This is a genomic window from Streptomyces sp. NPDC031225 (assembly GCF_055570355.1).
The window spans coordinates 152,931-169,250 of the sequence record NZ_JBVIHJ010000016.1 but is presented as its reverse complement, the minus strand read 5'-3'; the positions used below and the strand labels follow the sequence as shown (position 1 = coordinate 169,250).

General features: G+C 69.0%; 14 protein-coding genes and 1 pseudogene. 8 read left to right on the top strand and 7 right to left on the bottom strand.

Annotated features, from left to right (window positions below; genetic code table 11):
- Positions 1-183 precede the first annotated feature (183 nt).
- Entirely contained in the window at positions 184-954 is a 771-nt protein-coding gene (locus ACZ48Z_RS26580; protein WP_468738393.1) for an SDR family NAD(P)-dependent oxidoreductase, read from the top strand.
- Between the two features lie 293 nt (positions 955-1,247).
- Here ACZ48Z_RS26580 and ACZ48Z_RS26575 read toward each other — a convergent pair whose 3' ends face one another.
- Positions 1,248-1,616, bottom strand: coding sequence for a phosphoheptose isomerase family protein (locus ACZ48Z_RS26575; RefSeq protein ID WP_468738392.1), 369 nt, complete (start codon positions 1,614-1,616; stop codon positions 1,248-1,250).
- 305 nt (positions 1,617-1,921) lie between these two features.
- Here ACZ48Z_RS26575 and ACZ48Z_RS26570 point away from each other — a divergent pair, with 305 nt between their 5' ends.
- The 3 genes from ACZ48Z_RS26570 to ACZ48Z_RS26560 all read left to right on the top strand — a co-directional run bounded on the left by ACZ48Z_RS26570 (position 1,922) and on the right by ACZ48Z_RS26560 (position 6,076).
- Positions 1,922-4,108 carry an RICIN domain-containing protein gene (locus tag ACZ48Z_RS26570; protein ID WP_468738391.1) on the top strand — a complete coding sequence of 729 codons (2,187 nt, stop codon included), beginning with the start codon at positions 1,922-1,924 and terminating at the stop codon, positions 4,106-4,108.
- A gap of 82 nt (positions 4,109-4,190) precedes the next feature.
- Entirely contained in the window at positions 4,191-5,306 is a 1,116-nt protein-coding gene (locus tag ACZ48Z_RS26565) for a lectin (RefSeq protein WP_468738390.1), read from the top strand.
- Between the two features lie 14 nt (positions 5,307-5,320).
- Positions 5,321-6,076, top strand: a complete 756-nt coding sequence (locus ACZ48Z_RS26560) for an NPP1 family protein (RefSeq protein WP_468738389.1) — start codon at positions 5,321-5,323, stop codon at positions 6,074-6,076.
- Between the two features lie 536 nt (positions 6,077-6,612).
- Here ACZ48Z_RS26560 and ACZ48Z_RS26555 read toward each other — a convergent pair.
- On the bottom strand, positions 6,613-8,304 hold the full coding sequence (locus ACZ48Z_RS26555; RefSeq protein ID WP_468738388.1) for a hypothetical protein: 1,692 nt from the start codon (positions 8,302-8,304) through the stop codon (positions 6,613-6,615).
- A 591-nt stretch (positions 8,305-8,895) separates the two neighbouring features.
- Here ACZ48Z_RS26555 and ACZ48Z_RS26550 point away from each other — a divergent pair.
- Together ACZ48Z_RS26550 and ACZ48Z_RS26545 are read left to right on the top strand one after the other, a co-directional pair.
- Positions 8,896-10,266, top strand: a complete 1,371-nt coding sequence (locus ACZ48Z_RS26550; protein ID WP_468738387.1) for a S53 family peptidase — start codon at positions 8,896-8,898, stop codon at positions 10,264-10,266.
- Between the two features lie 178 nt (positions 10,267-10,444).
- Positions 10,445-10,885: pseudogene (locus ACZ48Z_RS26545) on the top strand (transposase); the annotation flags it as partial.
- Positions 10,886-11,056: 171 nt separating this feature from the next.
- Here the strand turns inward: ACZ48Z_RS26545 and ACZ48Z_RS26540 are convergent.
- The 4 genes from ACZ48Z_RS26540 to ACZ48Z_RS26525 form a co-directional block, all read right to left on the bottom strand.
- Positions 11,057-12,007, bottom strand: a complete 951-nt coding sequence (locus tag ACZ48Z_RS26540; protein WP_468738386.1) for a hypothetical protein — start codon at positions 12,005-12,007, stop codon at positions 11,057-11,059.
- Complete coding sequence (locus ACZ48Z_RS26535; RefSeq protein ID WP_468738385.1) at positions 12,004-12,693, bottom strand: RNA polymerase sigma factor; 690 nt, start codon at positions 12,691-12,693, stop codon at positions 12,004-12,006. Before ACZ48Z_RS26535 ends, ACZ48Z_RS26540 begins: the two co-directional genes overlap by 4 nt.
- A 116-nt stretch (positions 12,694-12,809) precedes the next feature.
- The gene (locus ACZ48Z_RS26530) at positions 12,810-13,202 is read right to left on the bottom strand and encodes a hypothetical protein (RefSeq protein ID WP_468738384.1); all 393 of its coding nucleotides are present in this window, start codon (positions 13,200-13,202) and stop codon (positions 12,810-12,812) included.
- 117 nt (positions 13,203-13,319) lie between these two features.
- Complete coding sequence (locus tag ACZ48Z_RS26525) at positions 13,320-13,565, bottom strand: hypothetical protein (protein WP_468738383.1); 246 nt, start codon at positions 13,563-13,565, stop codon at positions 13,320-13,322.
- Positions 13,566-13,650: 85 nt separating this feature from the next.
- Here ACZ48Z_RS26525 and ACZ48Z_RS26520 point away from each other — a divergent pair, with 85 nt between their 5' ends.
- Together ACZ48Z_RS26520 and ACZ48Z_RS26515 are read left to right on the top strand one after the other, a co-directional pair.
- Positions 13,651-14,142: a hemerythrin domain-containing protein gene (locus ACZ48Z_RS26520; RefSeq protein WP_468738382.1), complete on the top strand. Its 492-nt coding sequence runs from the start codon at positions 13,651-13,653 to the stop codon at positions 14,140-14,142.
- 304 nt (positions 14,143-14,446) lie between these two features.
- Positions 14,447-14,725, top strand: a complete 279-nt coding sequence (locus ACZ48Z_RS26515) for a WhiB family transcriptional regulator (protein ID WP_468738381.1) — start codon at positions 14,447-14,449, stop codon at positions 14,723-14,725.
- Between the two features lie 128 nt (positions 14,726-14,853).
- Here the strand turns inward: ACZ48Z_RS26515 and pntB are convergent, their stop codons facing one another.
- Positions 14,854-16,320, bottom strand: a complete 1,467-nt coding sequence (gene pntB, locus ACZ48Z_RS26510) for a Re/Si-specific NAD(P)(+) transhydrogenase subunit beta (RefSeq protein ID WP_468738380.1) — start codon at positions 16,318-16,320, stop codon at positions 14,854-14,856.

The window sequence follows — 16,320 nt, the reverse complement described above, 5'->3', positions numbered from 1 at the left end:
CCTGCGTCACCTGCCGAGCGACGCCGCGCCTTCAGTACAGGGCGTCGAGGGCTGCAGTGGTCGTCTCATCCACAGATCGGGAACTGCGAGTTGGAACGTTCTGTGATCATGGAGGCGACATACGACCACGGCACCGGCCGTCCCGCGGGATCTCTCCATCCCGTCGGTAAGTGAAGGAACACCATGGCACGCATCACGGACAGGACGGTTCTGATCGTCGGCGCCTCCTCAGGGATCGGCGCGGAGGTCGCGCGCCGACTCGGTCACAGTGGCAACCGTCTGGTCGTCACGGCGCGACGCGCCCCCGAACTGGCCACCCTGGCCGAGGAGATACGAGCCGCCGGCAGTACCTGCCTGGACATTGCCGCCGACGCCCTGGACCCGCAGGCGGCCGCCGATGTGGTGGCGCGTACCGTCGCCGAGTACGGATCCGTCGACGTCGCCCTGCTCAACGCCGGCCAGGGACCGGACATGGCGATGGACGACGTCAGCGTCGCGGACGTGTCCCGGATCATGGCGTTGAACTACGACACCGTCGTCAACTACCTCATCCCGCTGATCGCACAGTTGAGAAGCCAGGAACAAGGCGGTCTGATCGCCCACACCAACTCACTGGCCGGCCTCATGGGCATCCCCCGTCAAGGCCCATACTCGGCCGCGAAGGCAGCCGCCCGCACGCTCATCGACACGGCGCGCGTCGAACTGGCGCCCCACGGAATCCGTTTCACCAGCATCCACCCCGGCTTCGTGGGGACCGACCGGGTCAACGCCGACGGCCTGCCCAAACCCTTCCAGGTCAGCACGGAGAGAGCGGCACGCCATGTCATCCGCGCTCTGGAGAAGGAACCGGCGCAGGCGTACTTCCCCTGGGCGACAACCGCGCTGGTCCGTACCCTGAGTGTCCTGCCCACCTCGGTCTCCTCGGCAGTCCTGCGACGCCTCGCCTCCCGGTAGAGACCCGGCCAATACCCCGGCTCACTGCCCGACGCGCACTGGTGTGCCCTGGGTGCGCAGGGTCCGGCCGCACCTTTACGACGCGGCCGGGCCACGCAGGCGTGCAGCTCGCCCCCACGCAGGCGTGGAGCTTGCCCCGACAGGGCTCGGTCCCGTTGCTGGCTGCGGTACCGGTCGCCGTAGCGGCTGCCACAACTACGCGCAGGCCTCGCGCACATGCATCGGTGGTGTTCTCGCCGACGCAGTCATCGCACGGACAGATCTCATCGAGGGGTTCCGTACACTTCGACGGCTCACAGCATCGGGATGGCCGCCCGGTAGTCGTCGAAGTGACGCTGGTTGGTCACGTCTCCGTCGGGGAGGTTGGAGCTGCGCCAGAGAGGGAGGGACTCCTGCTGGCCTACGGGGACTCGGCCCAGACGAGCCAACAGCAGATTCCACAGGTAGGCGGAACAGATCGTGGATATCGACGCGGTCGCTCCGCTCGGGGTGGGTACGACCGCGTCGCCGGGCGGGATGGCGGTGCCGAGCACCGTGTCCGCCAGGTCACCGAGCTTGGCGTACTCGCCGAAATCGCCGCCGGGCGCGGTGACATGGCTGACGAGGAGAAGTCCAGGGTGGTGTGCGCGTCGCCCTGCGCGCGGCCCGAGTGCGCCGATCACTTGACACCGATGCCGCGCTGCGCATGAACCTGGTCGGAGCACGGGCCCCGGGCACGATAGAGCAGGAGACGATCACCGGGCAGACGGCCTCTTCGGCGAAGAGGCTCTGAGTGATGTGGGATGGGCGGCTCTACTGGATGCGCAGTTAGCCGACGAGGACACCGTGGCTCTTGGCGTGGGCGTCCCACACTCGCCCCCACCAACCCCCTTTCCTCAAACCTTACTTCACCCCTTGACCTAAATGGTACAGACCTTTAGGTTCACAGGTCAGCCAGACACCTCGCCCCCCACGAAGGGCTCTGCGCATGCCCACCCTCACACGCCTTCGCAGATCCGGCGCCGCCCTGCTCGTCACGGCCGCCGCCGCATCCGTCCTGACGTCCCTGCCCGCCCCCGCCTACGCCGCCACAGCACCGCCCACCGGCTTCTCGACTGTCATGAACGCAGCAAGCGGGCGGTGTCTGGACGCCAGGTCGGCCGCCACCGCCAACGGCACCGTCGTGCAGCAGTACGCGTGCAACAACACCACGGCCCAGCAGTGGAGTTTCACCGCCACCAGCGACGGCTACGTCCGCATCGACAACCGCAACAACACCGCCCAGGTCGTCGACGTCGCCGACGTCTCCACCGCCGACAACGCCCCCGTGCACCTCTGGGCCTACGGCGGCGGCGCCAACCAGCAGTGGCTGCCCGTCCACGAAGGCGGCGGCGCCTACCACTTCGTCAACCGCAACAGCGGCAAGTGCCTGGACGACCCGGGCGCCTCGACCACCGACGGCGTGCAGTTCGTGCAGTACACGTGCAACGGCAGCGCGGCCCAGCGCTTCCAGGTGGTCCCGGTCACCCCGTCGGCCACGAACCCGGACCTCGGCCCGAACGTCACGGTCTTCGACCCCTCCATGTCGTCCTCGACGATCCAGTCGAAGCTGAACTCGCTCTTCCAGCAGCAGGAGACCAACCAGTTCGGCTCCCAGCGCTACGCCGTCCTGTTCAAGCCCGGCTCCTACACCGCGGACGCCAACGTCGGCTTCTACACCCAGGTCGCGGGGCTCGGCCTGACCCCGGACGCCGTCACCATCAACGGCGCGGTGCACGCCGAGGCCGACTGGTTCCAGGGCAACGCGACCCAGAACTTCTGGCGCGGCGCCGAGAACCTCTCCGTCAACCCCACCGGCGGCAGCGACCGTTGGGCTGTTTCCCAGGCCGCCGCCTACCGCCGGATGCATCTGCGCGGCAACCTCGCCCTGGACGACAGCGGCTGGTCCAGCGGGGGTCTCCTCGCCGACACGAAGATCGACGGACAGGTCAACTCCGGTAGCCAGCAACAGTGGTTGACCCGCAACTCCCAGCTCGGCAGTTGGACCGGCGCCAACTGGAACATGGTCTTCGTCGGCAGCCAGGGCGTCCCCGGCACCACCTTCCCCAACCCGCCCCACACCACGGTCGCGCAGTCCCCGGTCGGCCGGGAGAAGCCGTTCCTGTACGTCGACGCCGACGGCGCCTACAAGGTGTTCGTGCCGTCGGTGCGGTCCAACTCCACCGGCACCAGCTGGGCGAACGGCTCCCCGTCGGGCAACTCCCTCTCCCTGGACACCTTCTACGTCGTGAAGCCGGGCGCGAGTGCCACGGACATCAACGCGGCCCTGGCGGCGGGCAAGAACCTCCTGGTCACCCCGGGTGTGTACCACCTCAACCAGACACTCCAGGTCAGCCGCCCCGACACCGTGGTCCTCGGCCTGGGTCTCGCCACGTTGGTGCCGGACAACGGCGTCACCGCGATGAGGGTGGCCGACGTCGACGGGGTGAAGGTCGCAGGTGTCCTCTTCGACGCGGGCACCACCAATTCGCCCACCCTGATGGAGGTCGGGCCGGCCGGCTCCTCCGCGTCCCACACCGCGAACCCGACCTCCCTGCACGACGTGTACTTCCGCGTCGGCGGCGCGGGCATCGGCAAGGCGACCACCAGCCTCGTCATCAACAGCGACAACGTCATCGGCGACCACATGTGGATCTGGCGGGCCGACCATGGCAGCGGCGTCGGCTGGACCAGCAACACCGCGGACACCGGGCTCGTCGTCAACGGCGACAACGTCACGGCGTACGGCCTGTTCGTCGAGCACTACCAGAAGTACCAGACCATCTGGAACGGCAACGGCGGCCGCACGTACTTCTACCAGAACGAGATGCCCTACGACCCGCCCAACCAGGCGGCCTGGACGAATGGTTCGACCCAGGGCTACGCCGCCTACAAGGTCGCCGACTCCGTCACCAGCCACCAGGCCTACGGTCTCGGCAGCTACTGCTACTTCAACGTCAACCCCTCTGTGGCAGCCGAGCGGGCCATCGAGGCGCCCAACACGGCGGGCGTGCGCTTCCAGAGCATGGTGACGGTCTCCCTCGGCGGCACCGGCACCATCCGGCACGTCGTCAACGGCACCGGCGGCCCCTCCAACTCCGCGTCCAACGTGGCAAATCTGACCAGCTACCCGTAAAGCGACGCCCGCAGGCCGCCCCGCCTCGACGGGGGGCGGCCTCCCGGTCCCCCCCCACACCCTTCAAGGAGCGTGCTCACCCATGTCCGTATCCCTCCGCGGAGGTCGCTTCGCGGTCTTCGCCGCCCTCGGCGCCGTGCTCACCGCGCTGCTCGCGGTGACACCCGCACATGCCGCCTCCGGCACCATCACGGGCCTCGCCGGCAAGTGCGTCGACGTGGCCGGCGCGTCCACCGCCAACGGCACGGCCGTACAGCTCTACGACTGCAACGGCACCGGTGCACAGATCTGGTCCAACTCCGGTGACGGGACCCTGCGGGCGCTCGGCAAGTGTCTGGACATCGCCGACCGCAGCACCGCCGACGGGGCGGCCGTACAGCTGTGGGACTGCTCGGGCGGTGCCAACCAGCAGTGGGTGGTCTCCGGCGCGCGCGACATCGTCAACCCGGCAGCCAACAAATGCCTGGACGTACGGGACAACAACAGCGCCAACGGCACCCGGCTGCAGATCTGGACCTGCGCCGGAACCGCCAACCAGAAGTGGAACGCGCCCGCGAGCGGAGGCGGGAGCACGCCGTCCGGATTCGCCGTCAGCGAGGCGCAGTTCAACCAGATGTTCCCGAACCGGAACTCCTTCTACACCTACAGCGGCCTGGTCGCGGCGCTGAGCGCCTACCCCGGCTTCGCCACCACGGGCAGCGACACGGTCAAGAAGCAGGAGGCGGCGGCCTTCCTCGCCAACGTGAACCACGAGACCGGCGGGTTGGTGTACATCGTCGAGCAGAACACCGCCAACTACCCGACGTACTGCGACTGGAACCAGTCGTACGGCTGCCCGGCCGGGCAGGCCGCCTACTACGGTCGCGGCCCGATCCAGCTGTCGTGGAACTTCAACTACAAGGCGGCGGGCGACGCGTTGGGCATCGATCTGCTCAACAACCCCTGGCTGGTGCAGAACGACTCGGCCGTGGCCTGGAAGACCGGCCTGTGGTACTGGAACACCCAGTCCGGCCCCGGCACCATGACCCCGCACAACGCCATGGTCAACCAGGCCGGCTTCGGCCAGACGATCCGCTCCATCAACGGCTCCCTGGAGTGCGACGGCCGCAACCCGGCCCAGGTCCAGAGCCGCGTCGACGCCTACAACCGGTTCACGTCGATCCTCGGGGTCAGCCCCGGCGGCAACCTCTACTGCTGAACAAGGGGTACGGCATGCGCAAGTTGAGATCCCTCATCACCGCTCTGGGTGCACTGGCACTCGTCGTGGCGATCCCCGCGACCGCCCAGGCGAACGTCCTGACCCTGCTCCCGCAGAACGCCGACGGTCTGGAGCAGACCTTCTCCCCCGCCTACGACTACGACGGCGACGGCTGCTACGCCACTGCCGCGATCGGGGCCGACGGCACGATCAACCCAGGGCTGAAGCTCGGCGGCGACGTCAACGGCAAGTGCCACGACTACGCCCAACTGGCCAACGCCAACACGTACTCACGGGCGAAGTGCAACAACGGCTGGTGTGCAGTGATGTACGCCAGTTACTTCGAGAAGGACCAGGCCACACTCGGTCCCGCGGCCATCGGGCACACCCACGACTGGGAGCATGTCGTGGTGTGGGTCTCGGGCGACCAGGTCCAGTACGTGTCGGTGTCCCAGCACTCGGGCTACCAGGTGGCCGCGCGCTCAGCGGTGCGTTTCGACGGTACCCATCCGAAGATCGTCTACCACAAGGACGGCGTCTCGACCCACTGCTTCCGGTTCGCGAGCGGCAACGACGAGCCGCCGGAGAACGCCACGGGCGGCTGGTTCTTCCCGCGGCTGGTCGGCTGGAACGGCTATCCCGCCGGGTTCCGCGAGAAGCTCGTGGCCGCCAACTTCGGCTCCGCCACGCTGAAGATCGACGACGGCGACTTCCAGTACGCCCTCGACCACTCCAAGCCGTCTGGGATCGGCTTCGATCCGTACGCATGACGCCAGGGTCGGTCCGTCGTTGCCAACGCTCTGAGGTGGGACTGCCCATCGCGATCGCGTCGCAGCCCCAGCGGAGGTGCGCTGCCTGGCGCGTCCGAGCGCTGCGCGCGGGCGAGAGCCCTGGACCGTTCTTCCCCCGTGGTGGAGACGGACAGTGCCACGGTGCGTGCCCGGACCGTATGCCGTCGGGCCGACACCACCGCGAGCCGGCAGAGCGATCGGCGGGCGGATGTCGTCCACGGTCCACCTGTCGTGGTCGGCCTCCGTGATCAGCCGCGACACGTTGCAGACCACATGCGGGTGTGCGACCAACAGACGCGCCTGCCGTCCCCGGTCGGCCAGGTCGCCGTCGGTAATCGGCGGCTTGCTCACGTGTTCGAGCACCTGGGACAGGTCGGGGAAGCGCTCGGCCGGCCGGATCGCCTCACGGCATTCACCCTGCGACCCAACCGCTTCCGCCGTTCGTACTGAGCCCGTACAGGAAGACGGCACACAGGGGCCCCAGGCTCCGTCCCGTCCGCCCGGGAGCGGGTCACTCAGCTCACGGTGACCTTCAGCGAGGCACTGTGTGCGGCGGCGAAACCGGCCGTGCTCACGGTCAGCAGCCGGTAGGAGTAGCTGCCCTTGGTCTTCTCGGTGACGGTGCAGGCAACCTGGCCCGTGGCGGACTGGGTCTTGGTGGCGAGGGTCGTCCAGGCGCCGCCCCGGTAGACCTGCAGCTTCACCTTGGCGCCGGTCTCCTTGGAGGAGACCGTACCGGTGAACCTCACCGTGGCACCCCGCTTGACCTTGGTCGCGGACGCCTTGAGCGTCACCTTGGGCGACACCGACACCTTGACGGCGGCCGAGACGGGACTCGTCCCGGCGGCGGAGACCAGACGCAGGCTCTCGTTGCGGGCGGGCGTGGTGGTCAGGGCGACGAGGCCGTTGCCGTCGGTCGTGCCGGTGGCGACGGTCTTCCAGCCGGTGCCGCCGGCCGGCCGGGCCTGGAGCGAGACCGTGCGCGAGGGCAGCGGGTTGTCCGTGCCGGTGGTGAGCAGACCGTGCACCGTCGCCTTCTGGCCGAGGACCACACTGCCCGGCGCGGTCGCGGTGAGCTTGTCTGCGGTCACGACGGCGGTGAGGGACGAGGTGCCGACCGCGCCCGTGCTGTCGGTGACCGTCACGGTGACGGTGTGGGTACCGACCGACCAGGCCGAGGTGTCGAGGCCGTCGCCCCACTCGGTGCTCGCGTAGTGGCCCTCGCTGCGCACCTGGAGCGGGGAGAACGGATTGTCGCCGTCGGCGTAGGACCGCACGGTGGCGCCGTCGACCGCGACCTCCTCCTTGGTCAGCCACACCTCGTAGTACTTGGGGTCGTTCGTCGTCAGGTTCCAGCCGTAGGGCACGGCGGCCGTCCACTCGACGTCCATCGAGTCGGCGCCGCCGTGGGCGAGCTTCGGCGTGACCGTGGTGGCACTCACGGTCGGGCCGGGGGTGGCTGTGACACCCAGCCACGCGGGGGCTGAGCGGTAGCCGTCCTTGTCGACGGCGACGGCCTCGACGAGCGGGTGGCCCGCCATGGTTGAGTAGGTTCTGGTGTACGTGTACGGGGCGGTGTCGTCTGTGGCGCGCGGCTTGTTGCTCTTGGTGAACAGGGCCGTCTCGTAGAAGTCGACGTGATCGATCTGTGAACCGCCCTTGGCCGCCAGGGCGTTCACGGTGTAGGTGGTGGCGCCCCACACGAGCGCGTGCGCCTGCGGGGAGGTGAACACCGCTGAGGGGTTGGCGACGGCGAGGGCGACCGTGCCGCCGACGCTCTGGTCCGCGGCCCCGGAGGCGCTGTCGTCCGGGGTCTCGGTGAGCGTGACGTCCAGGGTGTTCAGGCCGTCCGGCAGATTCCGGGTGTCCAGCCTGAAGTACCCGGTGCCGACGGAACTGACCGTCACCGAGCTGTAGTTGCCCGCCCCGTCGCGCGTGGTGAACGCCGCCTTGCCCGTGCCGGCCTCGAAGTGAAAGCCCGTGTCGGCGACCGGCGTGAAGCGGACGAGGACGTCACCCCGGTACGCGCCCGAGGCGTCCTGCGCCTCCGCGGCACCGGTGACGGAGTCCACCTGCTCGACGACGCTCACCGCACCGACCGCGCCGGTACCGGAGGGACCGTCGTCGGCAAGGGCGTGCCCGGCCGCCGGCATGGAGAGAAGGAGGGCCGCGCCTGAGGCTGTGGCCGCACGAAGGGAAGACCGCACGGTGGCGACTCCGTAGGAGAGGGAGCGGTTTTCGGCCACTCCGGATCACTGAGGAGCACACCGTACACACGTTCCCCGAGGGCCCGGATGCCGGGGTGACCTGGGCGGTCGGCGCTGGGTGCTCGTCACGTATTCGCCGCTGTCCAGGGTGAGGGAGGAGGCGGTGCCGCCGTGGGCGTGCGTGCACCGTTCGCCAGGGTGACGCTCGTCTGGTCGACGCGGAAGCCGGAGCGCAGGGCGGTGGTGGTGGCGCGGGCGCCGGCCTGGACGCTGTCGATGTGTATGTCGAGTAGTCGTAGTAGCCGTAGTAGTCGCCCGTGCGGTTCGCTGAACTGGTCGCTGAGCTGGAAGGCGGAGTCGCGGACCAGGAGAAGCCGGCGGTGATTGGACTGAAGTCACCGCCGCATACCCCGCATGCCGTATCCCTGGGCCGAACTTTGTGGCGAGGAAGGGGATACAGCCGAAGAACAGGCGTCACAGGGGCGATCCATCGCGGAGTAAAGGGTTCGGCATCGTCCGTTCAACGGTCTTGTTCTGTCCATGATTCGTTCGATGGGATGCGCGTAGATCACCGATCAACAGGCAGGATCCATGGACATATCCCGTTGCGCGAGAGGCCTCGCGGCCGCCACCTCGGTCGCCGCCCTCTCCGCCGCCGCACTGACGGCCGCCGCACCGGCCGGCGTCAGCGCCGCCGCACCCGCCGCCGCGCACACGAAGGTGGTACCGGCCGTCGTCGGACACGCCCTGGTGCGCGGGGTGAGCAGTCCGCTCACGAGCGCGCAGTGCCAGGCCCAGTGGCAGATCAACTGCTACAACCCGCTCCAGTACCGGGCCGCGTACGACCTGAACGCCCTGTACCGCAAGGGAGTCACGGGCAAGGGGCGCACCATAGTCATCGTGGACTCGTACGGCTCTCCGACCGTGCAGCACGATCTCGACACCTACAGCAAGCAGTTCGGGCTTCCGAGCACCAAGGTGAAGGTCGTCAAGTGGGGGCATGTGCCCGCCTTCGACCCCAAGAACTCCGACATGACCGGCTGGGCCGGCGAGACCACCCTCGACGTCGAGATGGCGCACGCGGTGGCACCCGCCGCGAAGATCGTCGTGGTGGAGACGGCGGTCTCGGAGACCGAGGGCACCACCGGTCTGCCGGAGATGATGAACGCCGAGAAGTACCTGATCGACCACGGTGTCGGCGATGTCATCAGCCAGAGCTTCGGCGCCACGGAGAACACCTTCCCCGGCTTCGGCAAGGGCAACTTCTCCAGCATCAACAACCTGCGGTACGCCTTCAAGGACGCCGACAAGAAGCACGTCACCGTGCTGGCCGCCTCCGGTGACGGCGGCGCGACCGACCTCCAGGCGGACGGCAAGACGTACTACAACAAGCGCGTCAACTCCTGGCCGTCCTCGGACCCGCTGGTCACCTCGATCGGCGGCACCCAGCTGCACCTCGACGCCAAGGGCAACCGCGTCAAGGCGGACAGCGCCTGGAACGACTACGGCTCCGGTGGCGGCGGCCAGTCCCACGTCTTCACCCGCCCCTCCTTCCAGGACGGTGTGAAGAGCAAGGTCGGCTCCCGCCGCGGCACCCCGGACATCTCGATGACCGCCGCGGTCAACGGCGGAGCGTGGGTCTACTCGAGCTTCGACCCGACGACCGTCGGCTGGGACGTCTACGGCGGCACCAGCGAGGCGACCCCGCTCTTCTCGGGCATCGTCGCCCTCGCCGACCAGGCGGGCGGCCACCGGGTGGGCAACATCCAGAAGGCCCTCTACGCCCTCTATGCCCACAACGCCAAGGCCAACGGCATCGTCGACGTGAACGACGGCACCAACAACAGCTACCAGGGCGTGACCGGCTACAAGGCGGTCAACGGTTACGACCTCGCGACCGGCGTCGGCACCGTCGACGCCCTGAAGTTCGTCCCGGCCCTGGCCAAGGCGACCAAGCGCTGACGTGAACGCCCATGGCCGAGTCGGCTCCGGCCGACGCTCGGCCGGCCACCGGCGACAGCTGTCGGGCGCCGGCTGCCTCACGTAACCAGCGGCCCGGGATTCACCCCCGGGCCGTTGTGCGTGATCATTGAGCTCAGTCACCGCTACGAGGGCCGGCTTCCGCAGAGGTGGGCCGCACACGGGGATCCCGGACGAGATCGGGCACCGGGAGAAGTTGCGCCTGGCCCTGGACACCATTGATGAGCTGGCGGGATGGGGTCTGGTGCCGCCGGTGCTGGTAGCCGACGCCGGTTACGGGCAGAACGCCGACTTCCGCGACGGGCTGGAGCGTCGCCGCATCGGTCACGTGGTGGCGATCCGCTCCGATGTGAGCGTTCACCCCCACGATGCGGTGCCCACGGCCCCCGTCTGGTCCGGCAACGGCCGCAAGCCGCAGCCCCGCTACCGCGACAAGCCGACCCCGGTGGCCGCACTCGCGGCCGGCCACGGGCGGCAGGCCTTCACCGAGGTGACCTGGCGGGAAGGCTCCCGCGGACCGATGCGCTCGCACTTCCTGTCCCTGCGGGTGCGGCCGGCCGGGGTCAAATCCCGACGCCTCGCCCAGGCCGCCGCCGCCGACACACCATCCAGGACCTGCTGAACTGCTGGACCGGCACCTGCACCACCTGCCCCTGCCCAGAACACCCGCCACCAGCCCAAAGAGAGCCAGAACAACCTAAGGGAGTCCTACTAGCGGTAAGGACGGGTGGGGGATGACTCCCCCACCCATCCACCCCCACCCCTCCCCAGGTCAGCCGAGCTTGTCCGTGAAGCCCGTCGACAGGAACGTCTGGTGGGTGACCTTGCCCTTGCTGGGCCCGGCAGTCCACGTGAAGGTGTACTCCAGGATCGCGCTGGTCTTAGGGTCGACGATCACCTGGCCGAGGCTCTTGGCCTCCGCGAACTCAACTGCCGTACCACCGCGCCCCGTACTGTCCTTGACCTGGCCGAGCAGCTTGACGCCCTTCAGGCCGCCCATCGCCTTGAAGACCCCGGCCCGCAGCTTCGGGCTCGCCGGGGAGTCGGTGAGCAGGGTGACCGCCTGGTCGAAGGGTGAGATGCTCTTGGGCCGCGGCGGGGACTGCAGCAGGTCGAGCAACTTGCCCGAATCCGTGGTCAGTTGCTCCATCCCCTTCCAGTCGAGGTCCTTCGGCCCGACCTGCCAGTCGGGCCGTAGCCCCTTCTTGTAGACCTTCCCGTTGTTGACGACGTAGTAGTTCATGGACTGCGAGATGTACGTGGTCCCGACCGTTGTCCGCGTCTTCCAGTACTTCCCCGAGGAAGCCGACTGGCTGGCGGCCACCGTGGAGATGTCGTCCAGAAAGACGGTCGCGGTGTTCGCGCGGGCCTCGCTGTGCGTGCCCCTGCCCGCCGAGGTCGTGCCGTTGTTCGCGTACGTCACCACGCCGGTCGCCACCGCGGCCGTGGTCAGCAGCCCGATCAGGGCCCGTCGACGCCCGAACTGCTGCCCGAACAGCCGTCGTTGTGGCATTGTGACGACAATGCCGGTAACCCCCTTGGCGGTTACGGCCGCCCCCTCCGTGGCCACGGCCGCCTCGACCTCGGCCAGCATCCTGGCCAACGCCCGTTCCGACAGGGGCTCGACGTGGCCCGCCGCCGCCAGTTCATCGGCGCCGGGGAAGTCCAGCAGTGCGCCTCGCTCGTTCATACCGTTCGCCTCCGTGTCGTCGTACGTGGTCATGCAAGGTCTCCCGTCGCGGTCAGGTTCCGTCCCGCCGGGCGGGGCAGCGTGAGGCGGTCGCGCAGTCGGCCGCGGGCCCGGTGCAGCCGCGAACGGGCGGTGCCCGCCGGGATCCCCACGACAGCGGCGGCCTCGGTCGGACTGAGCTGCTCCCAGCTGATGAGAAGCAGCAACTCTCTTTCCTCTACCGGGAGTTCGGCGAGCGCCCGGCGTAGCGCGGGGGCCATCGCGGCGGCGTCCAGCCGCTGGTCCACCACCTGCCAGGGGTCGATGACATCCGGCCCCGGCGCGGGCTCCTGCTGCCGTCCCGCCCGCCGCAGCTGCTGGTTGAGCACGTTGTGGGCCACCCCGAACAGCCAGCCCCGTGCCGAACCGCGCGCCGGGTCGAACGTGCGGCGGGCGGCGAACGCCTGCAGCCAGGTCTCGGCGAGCAGATCCTCGGACGCGGCGGGCATCCGCCGGGCGAAGTAGCCGTGCAGGGCGGAGGAATGGGTCTTCACGAGGTGGGTGAAGGCCGCCGAGTCACCGTGCGCCGACCGCGTCAACTGGGCTTCGCTGTCGCCGTGTTCGTCACCGGCACCGTTCGGCCCACTGTCGCCGTGATGGTCACTGGCGGCGCCGTGATGGTCGCCGGCGCGTTGGCGGCGCCCGCCGCGGCGCCGGTTTCCCGGTTCATCCGGTTTCACCGAGTCTCCGTTTCCGACCGCCGCACGACGGTCTCACCCTGTACTTGTCATCGGACCCCGGATGCGTTCGGGAGTGCCGGACACAGGAACCGTGCCGACGACAGTGCCCCCTCGGTTCACCGGCCCGGGACGTGCGTACCAGTCGGGCTGTGCGGCGCCGGGGACCGGCCACCTCCCCTCACCCCGACGGAGATCAGCAAAGCAGCCGCGGCCGCCACCGCCGCGGCGTAGAACGCGGTGCTGTACCCGGATTCCGTAGGCACCGTCGAGCCGCCGCCCGCCGACCCCGTGACGATCGCGGTGGCGAGCTGGGCGCCCGCCGCGCCGCCGATGGTCCGGAGGATCGTGTTGACGCCGGTGGCCGCGCCTGTCTGCTCGGCGGGCACGGCGTCGACGACGAGCCCGCCGAGCGACGCGAAGGCGAAACCGTACGCCGTCCCGAGCGCGGCCCCGGCCACCAGATAGTCCCCCAGCCGGTCGTGGACCGCTCCCGGCGCGGGGAGCGTCACGGCGGCAACTCCCGTGCGACACGGAACGTTGTGGCATTGCCCGCGCGGGCGGCAATCCGGGTGGAGACGGGCACGGCCAGCAGCATGCACACGGCCATGGGGGCAATGAGACTCCCTTCACATCGTCCGCAGCGGCGTGGCCGAGGTGGTGCGGCCTGCGAGCGGGGTGATCCGGATGAAGCCCGGGACTTCGCCGGCCTTGTCCTGGCCGGCCTGGATGCTGTCTTGGCGCGGTAGGAGGCTGCGTTGAACGAGCACGAGATTTTGCGGCCGTACTGAAGCCGGACCAACCGCGATCATCGGCGGCGATCTGGAGGCCGGCCTGAACGCGAGCGCGGAGCCGGAGAACGGGCTGCTCGTCATTCGATCAGGACGTACCGCTGAACACCGCAGGACGGGGTAGCCGGATTCCTGCAAGGACCCCCGCACGAAAGTGATGCCTACCCCCATGGCGCAGACCCGAGACGTGGTTGAACTCATTCTCCAGGACCACCGGAAGATGGAGGATCTCTTTCACCTGCTGCGCAGCGTCGAAGCCGACCGGGCTGCCGCTCTTCGGGAGTTCTCCGATCTGCTGATCGCCCACGCTCTGGCGGAAGAGGCGAAGGTGTATCCCGCTCTGAAGCGATACAAGAAGATCGACGACGACGAGGTGGAACACGGCGAGGAGGAGCACGAGGAGGGCAACAAGGCGCTCCTGGAACTCCTGGAAGTCGATGAGGTCGGCTCCGAGAAGTGGGATGAGAAGCTGGAAGAACTCGTGCAGGCCATCACGCACCACGCCGACGAGGAGGAGCGCACCATCCTGAACGGCGCACGCGAGAACGTGGCCATGGAGCGCCGCGAGGAACTGGGCGAGGCGTTCCTGGAAGAGCGCGAGCGTCATCTGAAGGCAGACTGCGGTGCCGTCGACAACGTGCGCCGCATCGTCGGCTCCTGACCGCGATCCAAAGCCACTCCCCCGGGCCGTCGGCACCCGTACGAACCCGGGGCCGGCTGTCTGCGCGTCCTCGGAGGATCGGGGACCCGCAGACAGCCTTCCGTGCGAAACCCGCGCCTCATGCCGGCGAACGTGTGCCCACCGTGCCTACGTCGCTCGGGCCGGGCCACGACGTACTGTGCCGCGAAAGTCCACTATGGCCTTCTTTCGGCCATGCGGAATATGATGTCGTGCACCTCTGCCGGGACCGTGGCTTCCAAGCCACGTTCACACCTGTGCCCTGGTCGGACCGCGGAGGTGCGGTATGGCTCGTACACCATCGATCGAAAATCATGGTTCTGCCTGGCGCCTTCGGGCGCTGTGCGTGGGCGAGGACCCCGAACTGTTCTTCCCCCTGATGGAGACGGACACTGCGACGGCGCGTGCCCGGGCTGTGTGCCGCCGGTGCCCGGTGCTCCTCGCCTGCCGTGACTGGGCCGTCCGCCACGGTGAAGCGGACGGGGTCTGGGGCGACACGACCGTGAGCCAGCGCAGAGCGATCCGCGGCACCCTCCGCAGTGATCGTCCATCCGGATCCGCCTGAGCGGGGTGGCGAGCGAGAGGTGCGGACGCCGGAACCCGAGGTGGGGCAGAAGCCGGTTCACGACCGCCGGGGCTCGCCCACCGATCCCCGCCCCTCCGCGCTCGGGCTGGAGCGCGGCAACGGACTCGTCAGCGACTGGGCACCGTCGTCTGCTGCGCAGCCTGTGCCGCGTCGCGTCGGCTGTCGGCGCCCAGTGCGTGCAGGATTTCCTCCACGCTCTGTTTGGCGTCGCCGAACAGCATGCTGCTGTTCTCCCGGAAGAACAGGGGGTTCTGCACACCCGCATAACCGGAGGCCATGGAGCGTTTGAAGACGACGACCTGCTCGGCTTCCCAGACGCGCAACACCGGCATCCCGGCGATCGGGCTCGCCGGGTCCTCGGTCGCGGACGGGTTGACGGTGTCGTTCGCGCCGATGACCAGGACGACCGAGGTGCCGTCGAAGTCGTCGTTGATCTCGTCCATCTCCAGGACGATGTCGTAGGGCACCTTCGCCTCGGCCAGCAGCACGTTCATGTGACCGGGCAGGCGCCCGGCGACGGGATGGACACCGAAGCGAACCTCGACCCCCCGCCCGCGCAACTGTCGCGTCAGCTCCGCGACGGGATGCTGGGCCTGGGCGACGGCCATGCCGTAGCCGGGGGCGATGATCACCGAGCGGGCCTGGGCGAGCATCTCGGCCACCTCCGCGGCCCGCGCCTCGCGGTGCTCCCCCTGCTCCTCCGCGCCGCCGGACGGCGCCTCGATGCCGAAACCGCCCGCGATGACGGAGAGGAAGGACCGGTTCATCGCCTTGCACATCATGTACGACAGGTAGGCACCGGAGGAGCCCACCAGCGCGCCGGTGACGATGAGCAGGTTGTTGTCGAGAAGGAAGCCGGCCGCGGCCGCCGCCCAGCCCGAGTAGCTGTTCAGCATGGAGACCACGACGGGCATGTCGCCGCCGCCGATCGAGGCGACCAGATGCCAGCCGAGCGCCATGGCCAGCGCGGTCACCGCGATCATCAGGGGCAGGCTCGGACTGATCGTGAACCACACGGTCAGCGCGACGAAAGCCACGAGAGCCCCGATGTTCAGGGCGTTCTTGCCCGGCAGCATCAACGGCCGGGACTTGATGCGCGCCGACAGCTTCAGGAACGCGACGATCGAGCCGGTGAAGGTGACCGCGCCGATGAAGATGCCGATGAACACCTCGGCGTGGTGGATGCCCAGCAGGTCGGCACCGATCGCGTCCTGCGCCGCGCCGTGGGACTCCACCTCCAGGTAACTGTTCCAGCCCACCAGCACCGCGGCCAGGCCGACGAAGCTGTGCAGGACGGCGATGAGTTCGGGCATCTGCGTCATCTCGACGCGCCGGGCCCGCCACAGGCCCATCGCCGCGCCGAGCGCCATCGCCAGCACGATCAGCGCGACCGCTCCGGCGGTGATGCTCTGCGCCGCGACGACCACGGTGGCCACCAGGGCGAGGCCCATGCCGGCGATGCCGTAGACGACACCGGCACGAGAGGTGCGGTGCTGCGACAGGCCGGCCAGGCTGAGGATGAACAGCAGGGCGGCGACCAGGTCGGCCGCGTGGGACGCTGTCAGGGAGGTCAT

Excerpts from the sequence above, each read along its gene's own strand:
- ACZ48Z_RS26580 (WP_468738393.1), top strand. The coding sequence starts at position 184 with ATGGCACGCATCACGGACAGGACGGTTCTGATCGTCGGCGCCTCCTCA.
- ACZ48Z_RS26570 (WP_468738391.1), top strand. The coding sequence starts at position 1,922 with ATGCCCACCCTCACACGCCTTCGCAGATCCGGCGCCGCCCTGCTCGTC.
- ACZ48Z_RS26565 (WP_468738390.1), top strand. The coding sequence starts at position 4,191 with ATGTCCGTATCCCTCCGCGGAGGTCGCTTCGCGGTCTTCGCCGCCCTC.
- ACZ48Z_RS26560 (WP_468738389.1), top strand. The coding sequence starts at position 5,321 with ATGCGCAAGTTGAGATCCCTCATCACCGCTCTGGGTGCACTGGCACTC.
- ACZ48Z_RS26550 (WP_468738387.1), top strand. The coding sequence starts at position 8,896 with ATGGACATATCCCGTTGCGCGAGAGGCCTCGCGGCCGCCACCTCGGTC.
- ACZ48Z_RS26540 (WP_468738386.1), bottom strand. The coding sequence starts at position 12,007 with ATGACCACGTACGACGACACGGAGGCGAACGGTATGAACGAGCGAGGC.
- ACZ48Z_RS26525 (WP_468738383.1), bottom strand. The coding sequence starts at position 13,565 with ATGACGAGCAGCCCGTTCTCCGGCTCCGCGCTCGCGTTCAGGCCGGCC.
- ACZ48Z_RS26520 (WP_468738382.1), top strand. The coding sequence starts at position 13,651 with ATGGCGCAGACCCGAGACGTGGTTGAACTCATTCTCCAGGACCACCGG.
- ACZ48Z_RS26515 (WP_468738381.1), top strand. The coding sequence starts at position 14,447 with ATGGCTCGTACACCATCGATCGAAAATCATGGTTCTGCCTGGCGCCTT.
- pntB (WP_468738380.1), bottom strand. The coding sequence starts at position 16,320 with ATGACCTCCCTGACAGCGTCCCACGCGGCCGACCTGGTCGCCGCCCTG.